Origin of the sequence: Paenibacillus sp. CR_12, assembly GCF_041953985.1 — a bacterium.
In the GTDB taxonomy this organism is placed as follows: domain Bacteria; phylum Bacillota; class Bacilli; order Paenibacillales; family Paenibacillaceae; genus Paenibacillus_AQ; species Paenibacillus_AQ lautus_A.
On the sequence record NZ_JAVFHO010000003.1, the window covers coordinates 237,562 to 261,278 of the forward strand.

20 protein-coding genes are annotated in these 23,717 nt (G+C 54.0%); 2 read left to right on the top strand and 18 right to left on the bottom strand.

Going from position 1 to position 23,717, the window contains the following annotated elements:
• Positions 1-116: 116 nt before the first annotated feature.
• From RB297_RS13400 to RB297_RS13445, 10 genes are all read right to left on the bottom strand, one after another.
• Positions 117-953, bottom strand: coding sequence for a MetQ/NlpA family ABC transporter substrate-binding protein (locus RB297_RS13400; RefSeq protein WP_096775266.1), 837 nt, complete (start codon positions 951-953; stop codon positions 117-119).
• A 54-nt stretch (positions 954-1,007) separates the two neighbouring features.
• Positions 1,008-1,706: a methionine ABC transporter permease gene (locus RB297_RS13405; RefSeq protein WP_015733860.1), complete on the bottom strand. Its 699-nt coding sequence runs from the start codon at positions 1,704-1,706 to the stop codon at positions 1,008-1,010.
• Entirely contained in the window at positions 1,699-2,460 is a 762-nt protein-coding gene (locus tag RB297_RS13410) for a methionine ABC transporter ATP-binding protein (RefSeq protein ID WP_375120684.1), read from the bottom strand. Before RB297_RS13410 ends, RB297_RS13405 begins: the two co-directional genes overlap by 8 nt.
• Before the next feature lie 145 nt (positions 2,461-2,605).
• Positions 2,606-4,576 (bottom strand): tetratricopeptide repeat protein, encoded by a 1,971-nt coding sequence (locus RB297_RS13415; protein WP_096775264.1) that lies wholly within the window; start codon positions 4,574-4,576, stop codon positions 2,606-2,608.
• 217 nt (positions 4,577-4,793) lie between these two features.
• On the bottom strand, positions 4,794-5,294 hold the full coding sequence (locus RB297_RS13420) for a DUF3995 domain-containing protein (RefSeq protein WP_340964583.1): 501 nt from the start codon (positions 5,292-5,294) through the stop codon (positions 4,794-4,796).
• Between the two features lie 169 nt (positions 5,295-5,463).
• Positions 5,464-6,138, bottom strand: coding sequence for a response regulator transcription factor (locus RB297_RS13425; protein ID WP_192569430.1), 675 nt, complete (start codon positions 6,136-6,138; stop codon positions 5,464-5,466).
• 93 nt (positions 6,139-6,231) lie between these two features.
• Positions 6,232-7,218: an ABC transporter ATP-binding protein gene (locus tag RB297_RS13430; RefSeq protein ID WP_375120685.1), complete on the bottom strand. Its 987-nt coding sequence runs from the start codon at positions 7,216-7,218 to the stop codon at positions 6,232-6,234.
• 15 nt (positions 7,219-7,233) lie between these two features.
• Positions 7,234-8,034, bottom strand: coding sequence for an ABC transporter permease (locus tag RB297_RS13435; RefSeq protein ID WP_375120686.1), 801 nt, complete (start codon positions 8,032-8,034; stop codon positions 7,234-7,236).
• Positions 8,031-8,807, bottom strand: a complete 777-nt coding sequence (locus RB297_RS13440) for an ABC transporter permease (protein WP_036662442.1) — start codon at positions 8,805-8,807, stop codon at positions 8,031-8,033. The genes RB297_RS13435 and RB297_RS13440 overlap by 4 nt, the downstream gene beginning before the upstream one ends.
• Positions 8,808-9,108: 301 nt before the next feature.
• Positions 9,109-10,020 carry a LysR family transcriptional regulator gene (locus RB297_RS13445; RefSeq protein ID WP_192569434.1) on the bottom strand — a complete coding sequence of 304 codons (912 nt, stop codon included), beginning with the start codon at positions 10,018-10,020 and terminating at the stop codon, positions 9,109-9,111.
• Between the two features lie 120 nt (positions 10,021-10,140).
• Between RB297_RS13445 and RB297_RS13450 the strand changes: the two genes are divergently transcribed.
• Positions 10,141-11,535: an MFS transporter gene (locus RB297_RS13450; protein WP_375120687.1), complete on the top strand. Its 1,395-nt coding sequence runs from the start codon at positions 10,141-10,143 to the stop codon at positions 11,533-11,535.
• Between the two features lie 302 nt (positions 11,536-11,837).
• On the opposite strand, the gene RB297_RS13455 is transcribed toward RB297_RS13450, so the two are convergent.
• The 8 genes from RB297_RS13455 to RB297_RS13490 form a co-directional block, all read right to left on the bottom strand.
• Complete coding sequence (locus RB297_RS13455; RefSeq protein ID WP_375120688.1) at positions 11,838-13,700, bottom strand: ABC transporter ATP-binding protein; 1,863 nt, start codon at positions 13,698-13,700, stop codon at positions 11,838-11,840.
• Positions 13,681-15,423, bottom strand: a complete 1,743-nt coding sequence (locus RB297_RS13460; RefSeq protein ID WP_375120689.1) for an ABC transporter ATP-binding protein — start codon at positions 15,421-15,423, stop codon at positions 13,681-13,683. The genes RB297_RS13455 and RB297_RS13460 overlap by 20 nt, the downstream gene beginning before the upstream one ends.
• Before the next feature lie 278 nt (positions 15,424-15,701).
• Positions 15,702-19,022 carry an FtsX-like permease family protein gene (locus RB297_RS13465; protein WP_375120690.1) on the bottom strand — a complete coding sequence of 1,107 codons (3,321 nt, stop codon included), beginning with the start codon at positions 19,020-19,022 and terminating at the stop codon, positions 15,702-15,704.
• Between the two features lie 10 nt (positions 19,023-19,032).
• Positions 19,033-19,734: an ABC transporter ATP-binding protein gene (locus RB297_RS13470; RefSeq protein ID WP_009591627.1), complete on the bottom strand. Its 702-nt coding sequence runs from the start codon at positions 19,732-19,734 to the stop codon at positions 19,033-19,035.
• A gap of 371 nt (positions 19,735-20,105) precedes the next feature.
• Positions 20,106-20,696: a hypothetical protein gene (locus tag RB297_RS13475; protein ID WP_375120691.1), complete on the bottom strand. Its 591-nt coding sequence runs from the start codon at positions 20,694-20,696 to the stop codon at positions 20,106-20,108.
• Positions 20,689-21,720, bottom strand: coding sequence for a C45 family autoproteolytic acyltransferase/hydrolase (locus tag RB297_RS13480; RefSeq protein WP_375120692.1), 1,032 nt, complete (start codon positions 21,718-21,720; stop codon positions 20,689-20,691). The genes RB297_RS13475 and RB297_RS13480 overlap by 8 nt, the downstream gene beginning before the upstream one ends.
• A 129-nt stretch (positions 21,721-21,849) precedes the next feature.
• A complete protein-coding gene (locus RB297_RS13485) occupies positions 21,850-22,332 on the bottom strand; it encodes an SRPBCC family protein (RefSeq protein ID WP_015733845.1) in 483 nt (160 codons plus the stop codon).
• 66 nt (positions 22,333-22,398) lie between these two features.
• Positions 22,399-22,716, bottom strand: coding sequence for an ArsR/SmtB family transcription factor (locus RB297_RS13490; RefSeq protein WP_015733844.1), 318 nt, complete (start codon positions 22,714-22,716; stop codon positions 22,399-22,401).
• Positions 22,717-22,876: 160 nt separating this feature from the next.
• Between RB297_RS13490 and RB297_RS13495 the strand changes: the two genes are divergently transcribed.
• Positions 22,877-23,695, top strand: coding sequence for an AraC family transcriptional regulator (locus RB297_RS13495; protein WP_192569441.1), 819 nt, complete (start codon positions 22,877-22,879; stop codon positions 23,693-23,695).
• Positions 23,696-23,717 lie beyond the last annotated feature (22 nt).

The following is a 23,717-nucleotide window of genomic DNA, read 5'->3' on the forward strand; positions in this document are numbered from 1 at the left end:
TAAGGTGCACCTCTCAAATCCATCAAGAGTATACCATATTTGCCTGCGCTCAAAAAAATAACCGCTCCCCGAAAACCAGGGGAACGGTCAGGCTATGGCCAAAATGAAACGTTGATTTATTCAAAAGCCGGCAGCGCGATCTCGGAATAGTTCTCCTCGAAGAATTTCTTCACTTCGGGGCTGGTCATCGCCTGGGCGAGCTTTTGAATCGGCTCGGAATCCACGTTATCCTTGCGGGCCACCAGCGTAATGGTGAAATCGGAGTCGTTGCCCTCGGTTACCAGGGCGTCCTTCTTAGGCGTCAGTCCCAACGGTTTGGCATAGGCAGGCGTCATGGCCACCATATCGACGTCGTCGAGGGTGCGGGCCAGCATCAGCAGATCCACCTCGGTGAACTTGTATTGATGCGGGTTCTCGACGATGTCGGCCTGCGTCGCTTGGATGCCGACGCCTTCCTTCAGCTTGATCAGACCGTTCTTCTCAAACATCACCAGGGATCGGCCGATGTTGGAAGGATCGTTGGGAATCGCTATCGTTGCGCCGTCCGGAAGCTCTTCGATGGTTTTGTATTTTTTGGAGTACGCGCCGAAAACGGCATTATAGATCGGCGTGACCGGAACCAGTTCCGACCCGTTGTTCGCATTGTACTCTTCCATGTACGGTACATGCTGGAAGAAATTCGCATCCACCTCTTTATGGGCAAGCGCATTGTTCGGCTGCACATTATCGGACAGAATCCGGATGTCCAGATTGATGCCTTCTTCCTTCAGCATCGGCTTCACCAGCTCTAGCACTTCCGTCATCGGCGGAATGAGCGTTGCGACCTTCAGCGTCACTTCTTCTTTCGCTTCGGGCGCCGCGCTCTCCGGGGCTTCGTCCTTGGCTGGCTGCTGTCCGCAGCCCGCAAGCGCAAGCATGAGGGTCAGCAGAAGCAGCGATAATTTCTTATTCATTTTAGGTTACCTCCAGGTAAAAAATAATCTGTGCAAGCATGTTCAAAACCGCAATTATACTTTTCTTTTGTCCAGCAGCCTGGAAGCCAGGTTCCCGCCGAACTGGATCGATTGTACCAGAATGATCATGATGATGATCGTAAACGTCATGATCTCTTCCTCGAATCGCTGGTACCCGTAGCGGATCGCGAAATCCCCGACGCCGCCCCCGCCCACGATCCCCATGACCGTGGAGTACGAAATAAAACTGATCGTGGAGGTTGTCAGTCCGAGCGCAAGACCCGACCTGGCCTCCACATACAGGAACTTGAATATCATCTGGATCGTGGAGGCCCCCATGGAAGAGGCGGCCTCCATCACTTCCTTCGGCACCTCCAGCAGGGATTGCTCAACCAATCTGGAGTAGTAGGCAACCGCTACGACGGATAGCGGCACGGCAGCGGCCACCGTGCCGAGCGATGTACCGACAATCCACCTTGTGACCGGAATCATGGCAACGACAAGCAGCAGAAACGGAAATGACCGTATAACGTTGACCAGAGCATTCAGAATGGAGAACAATAGCCGGTTCTCATACTGCTGTCCTTTTCGGCACAGAAATAGCAGTGTTCCGACCGGAAGACCCAGTATTATAGCGGCAGCAATCGAAATGCCCACCATAATGAACGTCTCGCCGATCGCCCGCCATATTTCATGCTGATACTGGAGGACATAGGCCAAATAATCGTTCACGTATTGAATGATGTCATTCATAGAAGCCCAGTCCCCCCGTTTCTTCAGCACCGTTAGTTGGAGTTCCGGTACCTCGAGGCACCTCTCCATCCTGTTGGCGATTACGGTACGTTCGGGTCAAGCGGCCGTCCTCCATCACGGACACATGGTCGCAAATGCCGTTCACCACGTCCATTTCGTGCGAGACGATGACGATCGTAACCCCCAGCGTCCGGTTAATATGTCTTAACACATCCAGAATATCCGCCGTCGTCCGCGGATCCAGGGAAGACGTCGGCTCATCGCACAGCAAGACGGTCGGCGAATTGGCCAAAGCTCTGGCAATCGCTACCCGCTGCTTCTGGCCGCCGCTAAGCTGAGCAGGATATGACTTCGCTTTATCCTCCAGCCCGACAAAGCGCAGGACCTCCTGAACGCGCTCCGCACGGGCAGACTTCGGTACCTTTGCCAGTTCAAGCGGCAGGGACACGTTGCCCCATACCGTCCGGTTGCTGACCAGTTGGAACAGCTGAAAGATCATGCCGATGGACCTTCTTGCCTCCCGAAGCTCCCTGCTGCCAAGGGCGGTCAGCTCCCGTCCATTCACCGAGACTATGCCGGCGTCCGGTCTCTCCAGTACGTTCATGATGCGCAGCAGCGTCGATTTACCGGCTCCGCTGGCGCCGATGATGCCGTGTATGCTGCCCTCTTCAATATCGAGAGAGACGGCATCGATTGCCAGGTAACGGTCCGCGCCGTTGCCATAGCTTTTACTGACCTCTTGCAGCGAGATCATCCTAAAATCCCCCTCCTTGCCACATGAAGAAAGCCCGCGTGGCGATACCGCCTGCGAGCACATGATGCTGCAACAACAATTGAATCATACCATAATTTTAGACAAAATGTGACACCCCTTGCCCGCTGCCAGAAAGTGCATGCTCTCAAGATAAATAAAGCTGATGTCCATACATGCCCGTTAAGCGTTCAACCGCCTTATCCAGCAAACCTTCCTCAAAACCCTCAAGGCCTTCGATGGCTTGAATTTTCTCCGCAGCCGGCATCTCCTTCTGAAGATGCAAACTCCAGTTCACGATCGCCTGCACCGCATCTTCATGCTCAAACTGGCCGTAATAGATATGCGCTTTGTACAGATAGCTTTCGGCATGCTCCGGCACCACCTTCAGCACCTCGTCAAATGCAGCCAATGCCGCATCTTCGTCCTGATCCTTGTAATAAATCTGCCCCAGCCTGAAATATGCCCCGGGGTGACCCGGCGAAAGCTCCAGCACTTGCAGCGTATCCTCCTTCGCGCGCGCGTAGTCTCCCATCGAATAATAAATTCCGCTTCGCAGGCTGTACAGGCTTCCCTGCCCCGGGTTCAAGCTGAGCCCCTGAGCGCAGTCCGCCAGTCCCCGCTCGAGCTGGCCGGTCTCCACGAAGCAAACGGCGCGGAATTCATAGAATCGCGGATTGGACGGATGCGCTTGAATCGCCTGGGAATACGCATCGATGGCAAGGTCCCACATGCCCATCTCCTTGTAAATATGACCGCTGGCCGCCAGGTACGTCGGGTGCTCCGAGAAGGCTTCCTCCTGCTTAACCGCTTCCTGCAGCTCCAGCAGCGCTTCCTCGTTGCGTCCTTGAAGATAGAGCACGTAGCTGAGCTTGTTGCGGATCTCGGTCCCGTCCTGGAGCGCGGCCGCTTCCTTCAAAGCCTGCTCCGCAGACGGCAGATCGTTCATCTCCATATAAATATCGGCACGCTGAACATAATTGGGCGCGTCATCATGCTCAAGCTTAAGCAGCTTGTCATTGATTGCCAGCGCCTCCTCCTGGCGACCCAGCCGGTAGTAGCAGTCGGCCATCCAGTAGCAAGCCAGCGGAGAATCCGGCTGTCTCGCATACAGCTTCGAAATCAGCTCGAAGGCTTCCTCTTCCCGGGCATCCTCGCGGTAGATACGGGCCAAATCGAAATATGCGCGGTAATCGTCCGGTTCCGCCTCGATCGCCCACTCCAAATCGGCTTTGGCCGCAGCTTTGCTGCCGGACCGGTTCAAGACCTCCGCCCTCTTTAAGTAAAGTTCGTACGTATCCGGATACCGTTCAATGGCCTCCGACAGATAGTGCTCGGCCTGCCCCAAATCCCCCAGCTGCACGTACAGATCCGCCATGGGCTTCCGGAAGGAATACGCCTCGCGCGCTTGCCGCTGAAACGTCTGGAAGGCGCCATAGCTGTAGTTGGTGCTTCCCGCGAACAGCGCATATCCGCCATCCGCTTCCGCTTCATACCGGTCAGCCAGCTGGATTCCCTCCTGCAGGACGCCCACGGCTTCCTGCACATGATCCATCAGATCCAGCGACACCGACAGCATGTAGTAATACATCGGAATGGCGCGCTCCGGCTTCTGGATGCTTAAACGAAAATAGCGCGCCGCTTCCGCCGGATTCCCGCTCTCGTAATAAGCCATGCCCAGTTCATAGTAGGTCGAAATTACCGTGCTGTCGTCCTCCCGCTTGATGCTTTCCTTCAGATCCCGGATCGCCTCGTCGTACTGGTTCAGATCCTTGTGCGCAATGCCCCGGGTATACCAATTCATATAATTGTCCGCATTCAATCGAATCGCTTCATCCAAATCCTCGATGGCCTCGCGCTCCCGGTTCAGCTCCCGCAGAATATGGGCGCGCCGCTCGTACGCGCGATGGCTGCCGCTCGTTTCGATCACGCGTCCCAGATAAGCCACGGCCTCATCCGAATAGCCGCTGTTGTGCAGCAGTTCCGCATAGTGCAGCTTGTCATTAAAACTTGTAATGGCGCTTTCGCCTTTTCTCATATATTTAAGGGCTTGCTCAAAATCCCGCTTCTTCCTGTAATGGTTCCCGATACGGAACCAGATCCGCTTCATCAACTTCATGGTGGCTCATCCTTTGTATGTAGATGTTATTCTTGGGTTTCTTGGGCTCCTATGATTAGAGCCGGGGCAGCTTTCGCCTTATCTCTATATTATACTTCCTCTATGTCCATTTGCACCCAAATTAAAGAGGAACCTCCTGCAGGCTCCTCTTTCGGTGTGTATCCTATTATATTGTATAAAGATACCAAAAATGTGCAATCCAAAATATTACTTCCGATTATTTAGTGAAATGCTCTTCCATTTTGCGCCATCGGGTTTTTCCGGCATGGTATGCAGCAATGCCTAGCGAAATTCCCCAGACCAGAAAGAGCGCATACCAGAAGTATCCCCACGCCGCCATGGGGCTTGCATCTTGAGCAGCGTGCATCGGGGCCGACTGAACGCGTCCAACCGCTAACAGATACTGCAGGGCGAAATAGATAAATCCCCATAATGACAACAACACCGAACCGGCTGTTGCCGGAACAACTAACATCCATTTCGGCAGTCGTCTCCCCCAAGGCCTGGCGAAAGCAAGCGCGAAGACGGCAGCCAACATAGCGATGGTTCCCATTCCCCAGTAGCCGATCGCATGTGACCAAAAATCATCCGGCGTCTCCTGGAAATCCCCGGGGAATGCAAACCCGAAGCCAAGCCCCCACCAATAATGGGGAAGGGCATACAGCACAGCAGCAATGCAAGCAACAACCCCCGCTTTTTTCATTCTTGATTCATTCATTTCATCACCTCAAGCTCATCATACCTATCTAAAGAGAGCATTAAGTTGACTCGGAGTTTAAGTTTCGTTTAAATTTCCGCCCAAACCATAGCTGAGGTGCGGCTAAGAATGGACTTCACTTCCCATTGCAAGTTCATTTCCTTTGTCTGAATAAGCGAGCGACCCACATTCATGAGCACACCCGGTATCCGACCCCCCGGATCGTTTCTATAATTTGAGGAGAGCTTGAATCGATCTCGATCTTCTCCCGTAAATGGCGAATATGCACCATAAGCGATTTGTCGCCATGAATATACGGTTCCCTCCATACGGCCTCGTAGATTTGCTTTTGGGTTAATATCTGATTCAAATGATCGATTAAATACATGAAAATGTGAAATTGCTTGCCCGTAAGAACGATTTCATCCATCGTTTCCGTATTTAATATACGGTTCGTTCTCCGGTCAATATTTAAATGCTTCACCTGGAGGTTATCCGAAGCCATTGAACCAGAACGTCTTAACAGCACCTGAATGCGTGCAGCCAGTTCGTCGGGATGAAACGGCTTGGTCATATAATCGTCGGCAAAGGATAGCCCTTGCAGTTTATCCTCCATTGACGTTCTGGCAGTCAGCATTAAGATCGGTACATCCGGACGGCGCTGCTTGAACCGCTGTCCGATCGTATAGCCATCCAATCCTGGGATCATGATGTCCAGTATGACCAGGCTGCACGTTTCAAAAGATTCCATAGCATCATGGCCTGAAGTCCTCCAGATCACTTTATAGCCAAGTTCGATTAAAAAATCTTTGGACCAAGCGCCGATCTCCTTATCGTCTTCTATGTATAAAATAGTAAAACTCATCGTCTGTGTTTGACTCCTTATGAGGGATATACTGGTAGTTTAGCATATTGGAGTGAAACGAGGGCTCCTATTTGAAGCCCTCTCTTGATTTAGTCAGTATACCTTATGAATCACGTCTTCAAAATCGGGATCTTCCATATCGATATCGTCCAGCTCGCCCCAGCGGCCCAGCTCTTTAAAAATATCAAGCGTGTTCATCTCGCGGCGGTTCACCTCAATCGTGACGGTGTTATCCAGAGAACCTGTCACGCGGATCGGGACGGAAAGATTGCCTTCCCCCTGAAACTGCTCAGGGATAACAAAAGGTCCGCGGAAGGTCACGGTGATGACCGTAGGCAGCCCGATCGTCTCGCGCAGGGACTTCACCGTTCCATCATAGGAAAGCTCGCCGTTGTTAATGACCATTACGCGATTGCAGAGCTGTTCGATATCGTCCATGTCATGCGTCGTGAGCAGGATGGTCTTGCCGAATTGCTCGTTGACCAGCTTGAGAAAATGGCGGATGTTCCGCTTGGCGTTCACGTCCAGGCCGATCGTCGGCTCATCCAGGAACAGCACGTCCGGATCATGCAGCATCGCGGCCGCGAGGTCTGCGCGCATGCGCTGCCCGAGCGACAGCTTGCGCACAGGCGTTTCCCAGAACGCCCGTAAATCCAGAAGTTCGGCAAACTGTCCGAGTCTGCGCTCCTTGTCCGCCTGATCCACGCAGTACATTTTCGCCAAAATATCGTAGGAATCCTTCACCGGCAAGTCCCACCACAGCTGGCTGCGCTGACCGAATACGACGCCCAGATTGTTCACCACGCTGCGCCGTTCCTTGTGCGGATTCAAACCTCCGATCAATACGCTGCCCGAGGTCGGGTGGAGAATGCCGGTCAGCATTTTGATCGTTGTGGATTTGCCGGCGCCGTTCGGACCGATGTAACCGACGAATTCCCCCGGCTCCACTTGAAAGCTGATCCCCCTCACGGCTTCCTTCGTCCGGTATTCTCTCGTAAACAGGGTTCGCAGACCGGAGAAGCGCCCCTCCTTCACGACCGGCGTTTTGAACTCCTTGCGTATGTTGCTCACTTCAATCATGGACGCAATCCTCCTTTAGCTCCCTGTACTTTGATATTTCGTCAAACCAAACTGCCAGAACCTCAGGCTTAAACCGAGACATAACAGGGCCGCTCCAGCCAACGCAGGCAGCACCCAGGCTCCGAGCTCGCCCCGCAGTATGTATAGCGATGGGACATAATTGACCAAACCGACCGGGACCACGATCAGCAGGATCGACGACATCCATTTGGGATACAGCGTGAGCGGATACTGGGCCGCCGTCCGGGCCGCATCCTCCGTCAGGTTCTGAAGCTCGGTGATCCGGGTCGTCCAAAAACCGAAGGTTGCGGTCGCAAGGCCGATCGAGAACAGGATGACGGCACCCGTGACGATAATGTACAGCGATTGCGGCACCGCGCTCCATCCCACCTGACCTGCCGCCATCATGCCATGCAGCGACCACCAGAGCAGAAAACCGCCCTGCAGCACTTCGCCCAGCATGATCCGGAATTTCTGCGGCATGAGCGCCAGCAGCACCGGCATGGGACGGGTCAGCAGCTGGTCAAGCTCCCCGTTGACCAGATAACTCTCAAGATGATGCACTTCATCCCCAAACGTCCGGTAGAGCGTCTTCGACAGCGTCATGACGGCAAACAAATACCCGATTTCATGCATGGACCAGCCCTGAATGGCTCCGAATTTGTAGAGGACGATGGCGACCATGAGAAACTCGGAAATTTGGATCAATGCGGCAAGAAACGAAGCCAGGATGAAATTGAATTTGTACTGCATGCGGCTTTTGATGCTCGTACGGATCAGCAGCGCATACAGGGATAGCCAGGATCTCGCGGTCATCCTCCCTGCACCTCCACTTTCCGCCTTAGGAATCCGGTAGCCAGCAGGCTTGCCAGCGTCAGCAGCACGCACCATGACAACGTGCCCCACAGATGGGAAACGTCATCGAAGCCCAGATAGATCCGGGTCGGCACATAGAGCAGATACGGATACGGCGACCACCAGGCAATCGCCTGAAGCCAGCCCGGCAGCCATTCGATGGGAATGAAGAAACCGGCTAGGAGATTGATCATCGCGTGGTTGCCCCAATACAACCAAGACGATTCCGTTGTCCATAATGCCGATGCGCCGATGAGATAGTTGATGCAAATCGATAAGTAGGCGGCGCCTGCGAGCGCAATGGCAACGTAGAGGAAGGTGACTGCTTTTCCAGGCAGCTGCAGTGAGAAGGCAAAATAATACACCAGGTAGATCGGGATTGATTTGTAAACGAATTGGTAGGCGATTTGCCCCCATTCCTTGGCCATCAAATGACTGAACAAATGAACGGGTCGCATCAAATCCAGGGAGATATGGCCGGTTCGCACGGCTTGGGGGATGCCGAGGCCATTCGTGACGAAACTGGAAACCCAGAGCGCGGCTTGCGTAAAGGCGATGTAGCCGACCATTCCCTGCGTTCCGTAATCTCCGAGCGCGTAATCGGCGCCGAGACCGAGCCAGATACAGGCATACATGAAGCCGAACATCGCACTGGCGACATTGTGCACCATGTGGGCGCCGCGGTACTGCAAATTGCGGGCATAGGCTTTGGAAGCCAATGTGAAATAAAGCATGAAGCACCTCCGATAAGCATTTTAGATGGCGGACCCATCCACTTCAGACAAGGCGAAAATGAGAGAAGGACAATAGCATACCAGAACGTTCCATTTCAGGCAAGGATTTTTTCGCAAGGAACATCGGGTGAACATCGGGCCGAAAATCCGGCATGAAATAAAGCCTTCTTCTCCCTAAGCCTGTTGAGAACAACCGTCATGGGTGTGCGAAGACCTCATTGTCATAAAGAGTAACCATATGAAGGGGATGCTCCCCTTATGTAGAAGGGAGGCGGCCGGGACAGAAAAAAGACGTGATTTGTCAGATCACGTCTTTATGCTTCATCGGCTCCTGAAACTCGCCGAAATAGTCTACCAGGAATGACTGGAACTCCGTTGCGGCCTTGGACAAGTAGCGCCGCTCCAGCCAAGCTATGGTAAAGGTGCGGTAGCAGGAAGGCTTCTCGATGCGCACCATCGCGTACGGGGGCATGTCGTCCCCTTTGCATCCGGGTACAAATGCGGCTCCAAGCCCGGCCGATACGAGGCTGGACAATGCCGCCGGCTCATCTACTTCACATACGACTTCCCGGCTGATCCCGGCCAATCGGCAAAACTCTTCGTTCATTTTACGAAACGGATGGCCTGCCTTGTACTCGATGAAGGCCTCCCCCGCCACCTCCTGAAGGGAAATGCGGGACCGTCCCGCCAATCGATGGCCGTGAGGCACCGCCAGGAACACCTCCGCATGGAGGACCGGAATCTCCCGAATGTGGTCTTCGTCCAGGGCCGCCGCGGTAAAGCACAGATCGATTTCTCCGTTTTCCAGCATCTGCACCATCTCCATCGTGGAGTCGGGCGGAATCTGAATGATGCGAAAATTCACGTCAGGATATCGCGCGCGGAAAGCGCCCAGGGCTTTGGACAGCCGGGGCAATGCCGTCGTTGCTATGCGGATGCTCCCCCGCTCCATGCCTGCCAAATCGGACACTTCCCTCCTGCCTTCCTCTAGGGCCGATAACGCCGTATCGACGCTTTTCAGAAAAGCCTTCCCGAATGAATTGAGCTTAATTTGCCGGCTCTGCCGATCAAACAGAGGCACGCCCAAATCTTCCTCCAAGCGGGCAATCGTCTTGCTGAGCGCAGGCTGGGCAATACGAAGTTCCTTCGCGGCCTTGGTCATGTGCTCCATTCGGGCCACCGTCTGAAAATAATGCAGCTGAAGCAGTTCCATGGGGGTTCTTCCTCCTTCATTGATATCCTTGAGTATATGAATGCATGTCATAATATATATTTTTATTTATTAACTATCGATTGTAGAATAAATCGTAACCAAAGGAAAGGGGGAAATCACATGAACGAACATCAACAACCGCAACAGCCGCCGGCTGAAAAATTAATACGCATTCTGGCGTTTACGATGATTCTCTCGTCGATGAGCGCAACCATGTTTAATATCGTGCTTCCGGAAATCAGCCAGGAATTCCGACTTTCCTTCGCCCAGGTCAGCTGGGTATCGTCGATTTACATGCTCATCTATGCCATAGGCTCCGTCCTGTACGGAAAATTGGCCGACACCTATAAACTCAAAAATCTGGTCACCTTCGGATTGCTTCTCTTCTTTGTCGGTTCCATCACGGGCTTGGCCGCACAGGCCTACTGGATGGTGCTGCTGGGACGGATCCTTCAGGCAGCGGGGGCAGCCGTCATTCCGGCAATCGCCATGATCATTCCGGTCCGTTACTTCCCTGCCGAAAACCGGGGCCGCGCACTCGGCATAACGGCGACCGGGCTCGCCATAGGCAACGCGGTCGGGCCGGTGGTTTCCGCATTGGTCGTTAGCACGTTCCATTGGAGATGGCTCTTTTTCATTCCGCTGCTCATCCTGGTCACCCTCCCTCTCTATCGCAAATATCTGGGCAATGAACAGGGCCAGGGCGCACGGATCGATTGGCTCGGCGGCGGCCTTCTGGCCGGAACGGTCGCGCTGCTGCTTCTGGCGGTGACCCAAGGCGGCTGGATATTCGGTTTAGGCAGCCTGATCCTGTTCCTTGCGTTCCTTCTGCGCATTCGTTCGGCTAAAGCGCCTTTTGTCCAGCCCCGGTTATTCCGCAACCCAAGCTATACGGTCGGACTTGTCCTCGGCATGTTCATCATGAGCGTCGGCTATGCGCTGCCCTTTCTTACTCCGCAGCTGCTGTCGGATTTGAACGGTCTGGCACCGGGATGGATCGGATTTGTCATGGTGCCCGGAGCCGTCGTCACGGCCATGCTCGGCGGAAGAGGCGGCAAGCTCGCGGATACCAAGGGAACCCGCTATTTATTCTATGCGGCTTCCACCCTGCTGCTGCTGTGCTTTGCCCTGTTGTCCACCTTTGCTGGCGTATCGCCGCTCCTGATTGCACTGTTCCTGATCTTCGGCAATGTCGGTATCATGTTTATGCAAATCTCGCTCTCCAAGACGATCTCCTTATCGCTGCCCAAAGAGCAAACCGGCGTCGGCATGGGACTGTTCTCGCTGCTTAACTTCCTGTCCGGCGCGATTGCCACCGGGGTTTACGGCAAAGCCGTCGACCTTGGCGCCGGCACCCGCTGGAACCCGCTGAACATGGTACAGGGAGCTTCGACCTACAGCAACATCTATATCGTCTTGGTGGCGTTGCAAGCAGGAATCCTTCTGCTGTTTATGCTGCAATTTGGCAGGACGGCACAGCATAAGCTGCAGGTTCAAACTACCGGATCCAAATAAGGAACGGCAGCCAATGCGGGGGCATTTGATGAAAATATGCCTGCCCATCCGATTATGATCGGGGCTATTCGCATACAGGCTGCGCAGATCCGCGCATGCCGACACAAAAACCACCGGAGCAACGCTTGGCTGTAAGCCGCTCCGGTGGTTTTGATGATGTCCTGATGCTTTTAATTTGTTAAATGCGATGGCGATGCTGTGGATACTATGGTGCCTGCCCATACCTGGTAACCCTTATACGTCCAAACGCGGCTGCGGGCAGAGAAGAACATGCGCTTCTTCCTCATGGTGCCACTCTAAGATTACATGGCGGCGCGCTTCAGCTGTCCATGATATAAGTCGCTGTAGAACCCTCCCTGCTTCAGCAGCTCCTCATGGGAGCCCTGCTCCAGCAGGCGTCCGTCTTTCAGCACCAGGATGCGGTCGGCGGAGCGGATGGTATTCAGACGATGGGCTATCACGAAGCTCGTCCTGCCTTTCATCAATCGCTGCAGCCCTTCCTGGATCTTGATCTCCGTTACGGTATCGATGCTGCTTGTCGCTTCATCCAGCACCAGCATGGAGGGGTTGGCCAGAATCGCCCTTGCGATCGCAAGCAGCTGCTTCTGCCCTTGGCTGATGCCGCTTCCGTCAGGCTTGAGCATTTTGTCGTAACCATCCTTCATGCGCACGATGAACGAGTGGGCGTTAGCCAATTTTGCGGCTTCCTCCACTTCTTCGTCGGTCGCATCCAGCCGGCCGAAACGGATATTCTCACGGATGGTGCCCTGAAACAGGAACGAATCCTGAAGCACGAAAGCCATCTGCGAACGCAGGCTTTCCCTGCGGATCGAAGAAATGTCCCGGCCGTCCAGGGTAATGCTTCCGCTGTCCGGATCGTAGAACCTGGAGAGTAGCTGGATCAAGGTGGTTTTTCCCGCACCGGTCGGACCGACCAGCGCAATCATCTCGCCGGGCTTTGCTTCAAAGCTGATGCCTTCTAAGGTGTCCCCGTCTTTATCGTAAGAGAACGAGACTTTGTCGAACTTGACCGCCCCCTCTACGCTCTTCAGCGTGACAGCCGCTCCTTCATCCTTCGCTTCCACCTCTTCGTCCAGCACTTCGAATACGCGTTCCGCACCTGCAATGGCGGAGAGCAGCGTATTCCATTGGTTCGCCAGATCGTTCAGCGGTCTCGTAAACTGCCGCGCGTAACTTTCGAATATAATGATGACGCCGATCGTAATATGGCCCTGAATCGCCAGAATGCCGCCAATGCCTGCTACGATCGCAAAGCTCAAATTGTTGAGCCCGTTCATCAGCTTCGGAATGAAGCCCGATATGCTCTGCGCCCAGAAGCCCGATAGACGAATCCGTTGATTGCGCTCATCGAATTCGCGGACCACCCGTTCCTCCTGGGAAAAAGCCTTGATGATTCGCTGCCCGGACAGCGTTTCTTCAATGTAACCGTTCAGATCCCCCAGATTGCGCTGACGCTCTTTAAACAGCGGGCCGGTTCGGCGGGTAATCCAGCGCATCCCCATCATCATCAGGGGCACGACCAGGAACGTCAGCAGCGTAAGCAGCGGGCTAAGCCATAACATGACGGTTAACGTGCCGATTAAGGTCAGCACGCTCGAGAAGATTTGAATGGCCGAGCTGTTGAGCGTCGAGCTCACGTTCTCGATGTCATTCGTCAGACGGCTCATGATTTCGCCCTGCTGGCGCTTGCCGTAGAACGGAATCGGCAGCCGGTGCAGATGCGTGAACAGATCCATCCGCATCCGGTACACGGTCTCTTGGGCGATGCCGATCATCCAGACGTTGTGCAGCCAGGTGGTTAAGGCCTGGAGGACATATACGACGGCCAGGCCAACCAGAAAGTACAGCCAGGCGGAATCGATGGAGCTGTCGGGATTTCTTACATCATCCAGAAATTTGTCCACCCCGACGCCGAGCAGATAGGGACCCAGCAGCGCCAGGCCCGAGCTGAACATCACCATCAGCAGCACGAGCGCGAGTTTCCCTTTGCGCCGGGCAAGATAGGTCCATATCCTGGAGAGGGTGCCCGACCAGTTTTTCGCCTTGGCTTTCGGCTTGCCGCCACGGCTGCCGCCATCCTTGTTCTTGTCAAGATCCAGCTTCGGTTTCGGATGACGAAACGGTTCAGTGAATGCCTTGAGCATGATGCTGCGCCTCCTCTCCATACTGGGATTCATAGATGCGTCGATACAGAGCGGAGCTTTTCATCAAAGCGTCATGATTCCCTTTTCCGATCAAACGCCCGTCATCCAGCAGCAAAATCAAATCCGCAGAAGTGGTCGAGCTGATCTTCTGCGTAATCAAAAACGTCGTGCAGGATAAATCCTTGAGGGCATCCAGCAGGGCGCCTTCCGTTCGGACGTCAAGAGCGCTGGTGCTGTCGTCCAGAATGAGGATGGCGGGCTTTCGCACGAGCGCCCGCGCAATCGACAGGCGCTGCTTCTGTCCGCCGGACAAATTGACCCCGCGCTGGCCCAGCATCGTGTCATACCCGTTAGGCAGATGCTCAATGGTATCATGAATCTGAGCTCGGCGAGCCGCCTCCTGAATTTCTTCCATCGTTGCATCCTCGCGTCCCCAAGCAATATTCTCCCGCACCGTCCCGGAGAAGAGCAGCACTTCCTGCGGCACATAGCCGATGCTGCTGCGCAGGTTCACCTCATCGATCGACGCGGCGTCCACGCCGTCTACGAGCACGGTCCCCTTCTCTTCCTCGTAAAGCCGCGGAATCAGCTGGACCAGCGAGGATTTGCCGGAACCCGTGGCTCCCATGATGGCGATGCGCTCACCGGGCTTCGCTTCAAAGGAAATATCCGTCAGGACGTCGATGTCGCTGCCCGGATAACTGAAGCTCACTTGCTCGAATTTGACGCCCCCCTGAATATCCACTTTTCCGGTTATGTCCTTGTTTGCGCCAGCCGCCATATCCTCCGTGCCCAGCACCTCCTGCGCACGCTGGGCGGAAGCCCGTCCGCGGGAAAAGGCAACGACGACCCAAGACAGGGCTGACATGGCGCCGATGCAGCGCAGGGAATAGTTGACGACGGCGACCACCTCGCCGACGCTGGCACTGCCGGACGCAATATCTTTGCGGCCGAACCACAGGACCGCCATGATCCCGGCGTTCATGACGAGGAGAATAAACGGCATCGTTGTCTCCGTTAATCGCAAGGTCGAGACGGTGGTGCTCATCAGCTTGCCGGAGGTACGGGCAAAGCGCTCAATTTCATGGCCCATGCGCACGAATACGCGGATCAATCGAATCCCGGTCAGATTCTCCTGGATGACGCCGTTCACCGCATCCAGCCGCTGCTGGACGCTGCGGAACGCATCGGCAGCCCGCTTCATGATCCAAGCGATGAAAATAAACAATACGGGCACGGTCAGCACAAGCAGCAAGCCCAGCTTCACATTCACGACCAGTGCCATGATAATGCTGCCGAGCACCACCAGCGGAACGCGCGTCATGAACCGCAAGCCCATGAACACCGTGTCCTGAATCTGGGTGACGTCACCCGTAAGCCTGGTAATCAACGATGAAGTGGCGAACCGGTTAAATATCGAATAAGAGAAAGACTGCACCTTGTCATACAATTGATCGCGAAGATCATAACCGAGCCCCTGACTCGTATGCGCCGCAAAAAAAGAGCTGGATATCCCGGCGATGAAGGCTATAATAGCGCTTCCAGTCAAAACGGCTCCCCACATCCATACGACGGACATGTCCTGCTTCTGTATGCCGTCGTCGATGATTTTGGAGATAAGCAGCGGCTGAATCAGCTCGACGGTGAGCTCGATCAGCATCATGGCAAGTGCCGCAATCGCTGCAACGCGGTACTTTTTCAAGATCGAGAAGACAATTCCCATATGCATTCCTCCGAGTGTCGAAGACCCTTATCCTATTTCTTACATCATTTACCCACAGGTCTTCATGTAGTAGCAATATTAGTTCGTACAATGGCTGGATATGTCTATTATAATATATTTTCTCCTAGATCTTGCCGGCGGATGAAAATTATCGCCGGAAATCGCATTCCAATACCTCTTCACGCATGGCGGCAACATAAAAACCAGGATGAACAGGCAGCGAAAAAGAGAGCCCGTTCACAAGGATCGTCTCCCGCGAAAATGGCTCTCATGCCGAACTATATGTTATTCCACGACTTCAGCGCTTCGATCATGTCGATCCGCTTCAGCTTGTAATGCATGGAAGCCATGACGATGGCCGAGAACAGTAGCGTCAGCAGCGCCGCGTAGCCATAACTGATTTCATGGATGGTGGGACTGAACATCATCGCATCCACTTCTGCGGTCAGTAGCACGAAGCGGTGCAGGAATATGCCTGCCAGATTGCCCGCTATGATCCCGAGCACGGTCAGGATCATGTTTTCGCGATAAATGTACATGGTTACTTCCTTGTCGTAGAAGCCAAGCACCTTAATTGTCGACAGCTCGCGTATCCGTTCGGATACGTTGATATTCGTCAGATTGTACAGCACGACAAATGCGAGGGCCGCAGCGGACACAATGAGGACGACCACCACGACGTTCATGCTGCCCATCGTATCGCTGAAGGCGTCGCTCACGCCGCTCGTGAAACTCACCATGGCGACCCGTTCGCTTGCGGTTAGCGATTCCCCGAGCCGATCCTCCCACCCCGGATCCTTACGGTCATAAGTCAGCAGCTGGCTGTTCGCTTCGGGCGCTGCGTCAAAAATGTCTTCGTAGTATTTCGGCGTCATGTACACGTAGTGCAAGGCATAGTTCTCCGTAATCCCCGCCACGCGCATTTCAAAGGGTTCATTATCGCTGTTCTGAGCCGTGAATGTGCTGCCAATGCCGAGATCGAACAGCTTGGCCAGCTTCTCGGTAATGATCGCGCCGTCATCCGTCAGCGACAGCGTCTGCTCCTGTTCGCGGGGCTTCAGCACGATAAACGAATCGATCTTCTCCGGCGATTGCGGCACGAACAAATTCACATCCTGGCCGTTCACGCCGGGGGCCGCCGCGGTCATCGCCTCCTGGGTCACGTTCAGGATTCCCGTAATCTCCGGAACTCCCGCTAGGCGCTTGTTATAGTCCTCCAGCCCGCCGCTCTCGCCGTTATCTTCTTGGAATACCACGGTCGCCTGGTGCTGCATGATTTTGCCGTATTGCATCGGCGCGATATCCCCGATGGAGTCCTTAAGACCGAAACCGGTCAGAATGAGGGCCGTGCACCCGGCCACGCCGCAGACCGTCATGAACATCCGCTGCTTGTAGCGGAAGAGATTTCGCGCGGTTACTTTTCCAATAAAGCCGAGCCGGTTCCACACCCATGGCACTCGCTCCAGCCATATGCGGGATCCGTTTTTGGGCGCCCTTGGACGCATCAGGACCGAGGCGTTGCTTCGAAGCTCCACCCGCACGGCCACATAAGCCGTCATGGTGGTACAGAGCACAGCCACGACAACCGAGACGATGCTATAGCTGAGATAGAAGCTGGTTCTTACATCGGGCAGATTATACAAAGCGCCGTAAGCATCATAGATGATGGCGGGAAACAGGGTAAAGCCGACGGCCAGTCCGGCAGCCGATGCGGCAACGCTCGCCAGCGTCGAATAGACCAGAAACTTTTTCATCACGTCCCGGTTGCTGTAACCGAGGGCTTTCAGGGTTCCGATCTGCAGCCGCTGCTCCTCAACCATCCGGGTCATCGTCGTCAGACTGACGAGGGCCGCGATCAGGAAAAAGAAAACCGGGAACGCGGTCGCAATGGAAGATAAGCGGTCCGCGTTATCGCTGTACTCGGTATATCCCGGGTTGACGCTGCGGTCCATGACATAGACCTTGGGAAGCTCAAGCTGATCCAGCTCCTTCCGGCCCTCGGCCACTTCCTTCTCGCCGTCGGCGATCTCCCGCATAGCCTTTGCTTTTTCCTCTTTGAATTTCTCCTGACCTTCCCGGTAGTCCGCCTGTCCTTGGGCAAGCTCCGCTTTCGCATTCGCGAGCTTGGCTTCCCCCTCCCGTCTGGCGGCTGCAAGCTCTTCGGTTCCTTGCTTCAACGAAGCCTCGCCCTGCGCGAGCTGACGCTCGGCTTCCCGAAGCTTAGCCTGCCCGTCCTTCAGCTCTGCTTCGCTTGCATCCAGCTTCTGCTCAGCCTGATCCAGCTGCAGCGAAGCCTCGCCCAGGCCACGCTGGAACGCGGAAGCCGCCTGTCGCAAAGCAGCGCCGTCCAATGCGCCGTCCATGAAGCCGCCGACGGCGACCGCTAGTTTCGGATCGGCTGACTGAGCTGCCGAGAGCAGCTCTTGCCTCTGCTCGTCAGGAATGACCTCCGGGTCCAAGCCGGAGATTTGCTGCAGCGCCTTCGCCAATTGCTGTCCTTGTGCCAGCTTCGGCGCAAGCTCCGCCTTTTGCTGATCCAATTGGCTCTGACCCGTCTTGAGCTGATTCCGGCCCTGTTCCAGCTTCTGCTGATTGCGTTTCAGTTCCGCTCTGCCATGCGAAAGTTCTTGTTCCGCCGCATCGAGTTTAGCCTGCCCTTGGGCCAGCTCGGCCTGAAGCTTGTTCACCCCATCGCGGTACGCTTGCTCGCCTTCATTCAGCTTGAGCCTCGCATCCGTTAACTCCTGCTCCGCATCGGCAAGCTGCCTCTTGGCATCCTCGATTTTGTGCGTCGCCTCGTCCAGCTTCTTCTGACCTTCTGCACGGATTTCCGCCAGCCGCTCCTGCGGCATGGCCTCCAGCGCCAGTTCAACTGCTTCTTTGTGCCGGCTGATTTTCTCGTCATACTCGGCTGTATAAGGAGCAGGTTCCGCCGTGTCATGAAAGGTCAAGTAGACTTCCGTATAAACAGGCAGTTTAAAATCCTTCTCCGGAATAACGGCAAATACATCCGCCGTTCCTTTGCCGATACCGCTCGTTCCCCGGCTCATGCTGCTTATGAACAGCGGGCTTTTCGCTCTTCCAACGACTGTATACGTCAGATGATCAAACGTTTCCCCCAAATCCACTTCCTGATCCGGATTGGTAAAGGTGACCTGATCCCCTATTTTAAATTCGTTTCCTCTCTCTCCTGCATCGATGACGATTTCGCCTGCTGCCTCTGGCATTCGACCCTCTGTAAGCACATATTGATTCAGATTATTACCTGGGTCATAGGAGAGCACCTTCGCGATCCGCCCGCTGTCGCCGAGAAATACGTCCGCGCCGTAGCCCGGTTGAACCGCATCCACGCCGGCAACCCGTTTCAGCTTTTCAATATCGCTTGGTTCGAGACCCAAGGTCGATTGAACCTTAAGGTCCATCAGTTTTAAATCCTTATAGTAGTGATCCGCCGTATCCAGCATATCAGGCCCGGTGGCCTTGATCCCCGCGAAAAAGCCAACGCCGAGCATAATAATCGCAAAAATGGACAGAAACCGTGCCTTTGTCCGCGATATTTCCCGGAAAATATCAGTCCATAACGCTTTCTTCTTCATCATCGATGTCTCCCTACCACTCAATGCTGTCTACGGAAACGGGATTCGGATTCACCACCGTCTTCCGAACCTTGGCATTGTTGATCTCGATGATTCGATCGGCCATCGGTGCCAGGGCAGAATTATGCGTAATGACGATAACGGTCGTTCCCGTGTGGCGGCAGGTATCCTGGAGCAGCTTGAGCACCTGCTTCCCGGTATGGTAATCAAGCGCACCCGTGGGTTCATCGCAGAGAAGCAGCTTCGGCTGCTTGGCAAGCGCCCTGGCAATCGCCACCCGCTGCTGTTCGCCGCCGGACAGCTGTGCCGGAAAATTGTTCAGGCGCTGCTCCAGGCCGACATCCCGCAGCACTTGCTCGGCATCCAGAGCTCGGGGCGAAATCTGCGAGGCTAATTCCACGTTTTCTTTTGTCGTCAGATTGGGAACCAGGTTGTAAAATTGGAACACAAATCCGACGTCATTGCGCCGATATCCCGTCAGCTCCTTGCTGTTGAACTTTGCTATGTCCGTTCCATCCACCAGCACTTGCCCCTCATCGGCGGTGTCCATGCCGCCCAATATGTTCAGCACCGTGGATTTTCCTGCCCCGCTGGGACCGACGATAATCGCGAACTCGCCCTTTTCGATCTCCAGGTTGATTCCGTCGTTGGCTACAATGGTGGTCTCGCCCATCCGATAGCGCTTATATCCATCCTTAATGCTCACAAAAGCCATGTCACTCCACTCCCAACTCATCGTTGCCTTATCGGCCTGGAACGTTATGTAGAAAATTAGGTAACCCAAGCGGTCTATAAGCGCGTCAGCTGCAGATGGTCAATGTCTATACGGATACGGCGTCTGCCTAAACCTGTGCAGCGGACTATTCTATTTGCGTGTTCTTCGTTGTTAGATTCACTTGTTTGGCTTGTCCTGATCCGTGAATCCATCCTTAAAATCAGTGTAGCATAAACAAATCCGCCAATGAAAACGCTGAACCGCCCCAGACGGCTAAGTCACAGAATGTTCCAAATTCGGCATGCACGAACGGCACAAAAAACGCTCCTTCACCCGGAAGAAGCGCTCATAATAAAGCCATGATAAACATCCTATGATTTCCAGAAGATTGCCCGGTCCTCCGCACGAAGCTTCGTTACGAAACCGGAAGGGTCCTGAGCCGTGTACTCGATCGAATCCACGATCCATCTGCCCCCTGCGTGCTTGTATTGAATCGTGGCCAATCCGGTATCTCGGAGACGATGCTCGCTGGTTCCCGTCTCATGGCTCGCGTCGGTCATGAGCTTAAAATAGGGATCGATCCGTTTGACTTCTTGAGCAAGGGCTTCTCCTGGAACCAAAGCTTCAAACTCGCTCCGCTCCGGGAGGCGGCTAAGCCGCCATTGATCCGTGAGATGTCCACCTCTGGGATAAAAGAACGAAACCAGCTTGCTGCCATCCGCCATTTCGTGAATTTCATACGTATAGTCCCGTTCTTTTCTTACGATATCCGGTTTGCCGTATTGGCTTTCTACTGTATATGAATCCGGGGCATACGACATTAGCAATCGATATAAAAAAGGAATGTTGATCTCGTTCTGAAGCGTAATATCCTCATCGGCTTTTCCGGCACAAAGCAGCAGGAGGACTAACAATGCCGCGATTGCACCCAAGCGCAATCCTGCTGCCCGAGCTTTAAACACGCTGTCCGTCCTCATATCCATCGATATGTCCCGTCAACGCCGCTTCGGGGATATCTTGTCCCCGGATCCACTCCCTGAACGAAAAATCAAGCACGCCGCCCTGAGCAAGCGAGGTCATGACCCTTCCATCTTCGAAGGCGTACGAAAAGGTATGCAGCGTTCCGAACAAATCGTCGTAATCCGTAAAAAACAACGGGGACTTTGGATCCTTAAACAAACCGAAAGCCTCGGTTTGGGTTAACCGTTCCGCATCCAGGCTGTCGAGGTAACGTTTACGCCGCAGGGAATGCTCGATGGCAGGCCTGTTTTTGCCCGTCAACGCCTCATAATGGTTAACGCAGGCAATTGCCGCCTCCCCGCCCGCACGGGAAATCACTTGGTCCGGGCTTGCCTCGACAACGGCCATGTTGCCCCGTGCATCTCCTATTGAAAAGTTATAACAAGCCGCATGGGGAATATGGCGCAGCATATAAGACGCTTCTTCTGCCGTACTGCACGATTCCAGTATCATCCGAACGCCGACCCAAGGCGACAGTCCCGCCTCGTATCCGTCAAAGCTGACAAAATGCAGCCCGGCGGCAAGCCCTTGCTCATTCACCCCGTCATGCCTGCCTATGGCCTGCAAATTATAGCCCGCGGTTGCCAGGCCTTGATCGGCTTGAGCCACAGTAAAATAACCATCGTAAAACGCAGGCGTAAAATCGTAATTTCTTACGTAATACGAGGCCGTGATCATCGCCGAGCAGCCCATGGCCGCGATTTTCGGGACGTCGTATCCGCCCAAAAGCGCCGCGGCTTTGGGAAAGGACATTTCCAAACCTTCCGCCAGTCCTTCAAGCTCCGTTAGCAGCTGCGGGGCAAACTCGTTATAGATGCTCTTCAACTGTTCCGTGTCGATCTCCGGTTTGGTGGCCGCTTCGAAAGCTTTCAATATGGGCTGATTTCGCAGGCTGCGGCCCAGCTTAAGCCCGTTATGATAGTTATCTTCTCTAAGCTGCAAGATGTTTACCTTGTAATCCGGCATTTTGATCCCTCCACCCAGACGTATTCCATATGGGAATATATCCCTCATCCGATTATAGATGGAATTCACCCTCCTTCCAATAAAAAAAGCTCCAACCCCGCATGTTTGCATGCTGGGAAGGAGCAAAATTTATGCTCGGGGCAATTGTTCAAATACGTGAACGTATTGCTCGTATTTTTCGGACCAGGCGTCTTTGCGCGATTCAAGCGTCCTGCCATCCAGCAGTGCCTCAATGACGTCCAGGCATACGTCCCAACCGGCAATATCCTTCGGCGTATGATCCGTGATGTTCGTTATCGTCTCGATCAACACCAGACGGCAGCCTTCGGCCTCGGGATGCAGCTCAAAACGCACCCGGTCCTCTCCCCACGTATACTCCAGTACCGATAACTCCCGATAGTCCGTAATCTCAAACTCCTCGAACGTTCCGTCCTGCATGTCAAAGGTAATTCTTCCGCCTTGGCGCAAATCCTCCACCTTCAGCTCCGAAAACCACTGCTTCAGCTTGTCATTATCCGTCAGATAGGACCACACCTTCTCAACCGAATGCTTCAGGCGGCGTTCAAATCGGACGGTCGTTCCGAACTCGTCTTGCCGTACAACAGCCAGCATCACTCATCCTCCTCATGGAATGTTTGATTCAAAAATGGATCATCCAATCCGGCGGCCTTAGGAAGATTACGGAGCTTCATCCTCATCCAGCAGCCTCTCCAGATCATCCAGCTTGTTCGTCCAGAACTGCCGATAGGGCTCCAGCCAGTCGTGGATCTCCTCCAGAGGCTTGGCATTCAGGCTGTACACATGCCTCTGTGCTTCTTTCCGCAGCGAGACAAGGCCAGCGTCCCGCAAAATGCGCAGATGTTTGGACACGCCGGGTTGGCTGAGCTGCATGAGATCTACAATCTCCCCCACCGTACACTCTTTCACGCGCAGGTAGTCCAATATCGTCCTGCGGTTCGGCTCTGCCAATACTTCAAAAAGGTTGTCGTTCAACATGTTTATTATATTACTATACAGTTATATTTCCGTAAAGTTATATAATAGGCTCACGCCGTCTTTGAACAAACATAACGCCTTCTTTATAATGTAGCTATTGATGTCCGGTTTTAACACGGTAATACGGGAATGCCCCAGTCAAAAAGGAGGAGTGACGAAAATGCCCGATATTATATTTTTGCGCGACCCTGCTCTGCCGTTTTTGGAAATCAAACAATGCGATGCTTTGGATCATCTGGCCTATAAAAAGCATTTTCACGAAGAAATCTCCATTGGTCTCATTGAGCAAGGGGCTACCCGCATATGGTCTGCCGGGAAACGGTATGAGGCTGCTCAGGGACATATTGTGCATTTCCCGCCGCTGCTCCCTCATGCTTGCCATCCCGAGAATCCCGCCGACTGGAAATACACGATGGTTTTTATCCATCCCCGGTGGCTCGACCCTGCGCCTGCCCGCTATCATCCCTCCCAATCCGATATGCCCATCCTGCTGCCGAAATATCAAAACGATCGCTGCCGAAATCTGGTTCATTCCTGCAGAATTGGGCTTCAGCAAAAAGCCACTCCATTGGAGATTGAATCCATGCTGATGGCATTAATGCGGGAAACCGGCCTGCTTCAGGAGGAAAGCGCCTCGGTGCCTGGCGGCAATGTGCATGAATCCCGGGCTATGCTTCGAGCGAAGAAGTATTTGGATCATCATTACAAAGACCGCATTACACTCGATACCCTGCAGGACATATCCGGGATCAGCAAATTCCACCTCATTCGGATGTTTACGGAAACCTATCATCTTGCTCCGCATGCCTACCAAAATTTATTGCGCATCAATTATGCGAAAGAGCAGCTGTTACAGGGGAAGACCATCGCCGACGTTGCTGCCGAGTCCGGGTTTTACGATCAGAGCCATTTCACGAGAGCTTTTGCCGGGTGCGTGGGGACAACGCCTCTTCGGTATGCGAAAGCAGCGTCATCTTAAACTAACCGCAATTTTATACAAT

What these genes read in the sequence shown, in the direction of transcription:
- RB297_RS13400 (WP_096775266.1), bottom strand. Translation starts at nt 953, where the DNA reads ATGAATAAGAAATTATCGCTGCTTCTGCTGACCCTCATGCTTGCGCTT.
- RB297_RS13405 (WP_015733860.1), bottom strand. Translation starts at nt 1,706, where the DNA reads ATGAATGACATCATTCAATACGTGAACGATTATTTGGCCTATGTCCTC.
- RB297_RS13410 (WP_375120684.1), bottom strand. Translation starts at nt 2,460, where the DNA reads ATGATCTCGCTGCAAGAGGTCAGTAAAAGCTATGGCAACGGCGCGGAC.
- RB297_RS13415 (WP_096775264.1), bottom strand. Translation starts at nt 4,576, where the DNA reads ATGAAGTTGATGAAGCGGATCTGGTTCCGTATCGGGAACCATTACAGG.
- RB297_RS13420 (WP_340964583.1), bottom strand. Translation starts at nt 5,294, where the DNA reads ATGAATGAATCAAGAATGAAAAAAGCGGGGGTTGTTGCTTGCATTGCT.
- RB297_RS13425 (WP_192569430.1), bottom strand. Translation starts at nt 6,138, where the DNA reads ATGAGTTTTACTATTTTATACATAGAAGACGATAAGGAGATCGGCGCT.
- RB297_RS13430 (WP_375120685.1), bottom strand. Translation starts at nt 7,218, where the DNA reads ATGATTGAAGTGAGCAACATACGCAAGGAGTTCAAAACGCCGGTCGTG.
- RB297_RS13435 (WP_375120686.1), bottom strand. Translation starts at nt 8,034, where the DNA reads ATGACCGCGAGATCCTGGCTATCCCTGTATGCGCTGCTGATCCGTACG.
- RB297_RS13440 (WP_036662442.1), bottom strand. Translation starts at nt 8,807, where the DNA reads ATGCTTTATTTCACATTGGCTTCCAAAGCCTATGCCCGCAATTTGCAG.
- RB297_RS13445 (WP_192569434.1), bottom strand. Translation starts at nt 10,020, where the DNA reads ATGGAACTGCTTCAGCTGCATTATTTTCAGACGGTGGCCCGAATGGAG.
- RB297_RS13450 (WP_375120687.1), top strand. Translation starts at nt 10,141, where the DNA reads ATGAACGAACATCAACAACCGCAACAGCCGCCGGCTGAAAAATTAATA.
- RB297_RS13455 (WP_375120688.1), bottom strand. Translation starts at nt 13,700, where the DNA reads ATGCTCAAGGCATTCACTGAACCGTTTCGTCATCCGAAACCGAAGCTG.
- RB297_RS13460 (WP_375120689.1), bottom strand. Translation starts at nt 15,423, where the DNA reads ATGGGAATTGTCTTCTCGATCTTGAAAAAGTACCGCGTTGCAGCGATT.
- RB297_RS13465 (WP_375120690.1), bottom strand. Translation starts at nt 19,022, where the DNA reads ATGATGAAGAAGAAAGCGTTATGGACTGATATTTTCCGGGAAATATCG.
- RB297_RS13470 (WP_009591627.1), bottom strand. Translation starts at nt 19,734, where the DNA reads ATGGCTTTTGTGAGCATTAAGGATGGATATAAGCGCTATCGGATGGGC.
- RB297_RS13480 (WP_375120692.1), bottom strand. Translation starts at nt 21,720, where the DNA reads ATGCCGGATTACAAGGTAAACATCTTGCAGCTTAGAGAAGATAACTAT.
- RB297_RS13485 (WP_015733845.1), bottom strand. Translation starts at nt 22,332, where the DNA reads ATGCTGGCTGTTGTACGGCAAGACGAGTTCGGAACGACCGTCCGATTT.
- RB297_RS13490 (WP_015733844.1), bottom strand. Translation starts at nt 22,716, where the DNA reads ATGTTGAACGACAACCTTTTTGAAGTATTGGCAGAGCCGAACCGCAGG.
- RB297_RS13495 (WP_192569441.1), top strand. Translation starts at nt 22,877, where the DNA reads ATGCCCGATATTATATTTTTGCGCGACCCTGCTCTGCCGTTTTTGGAA.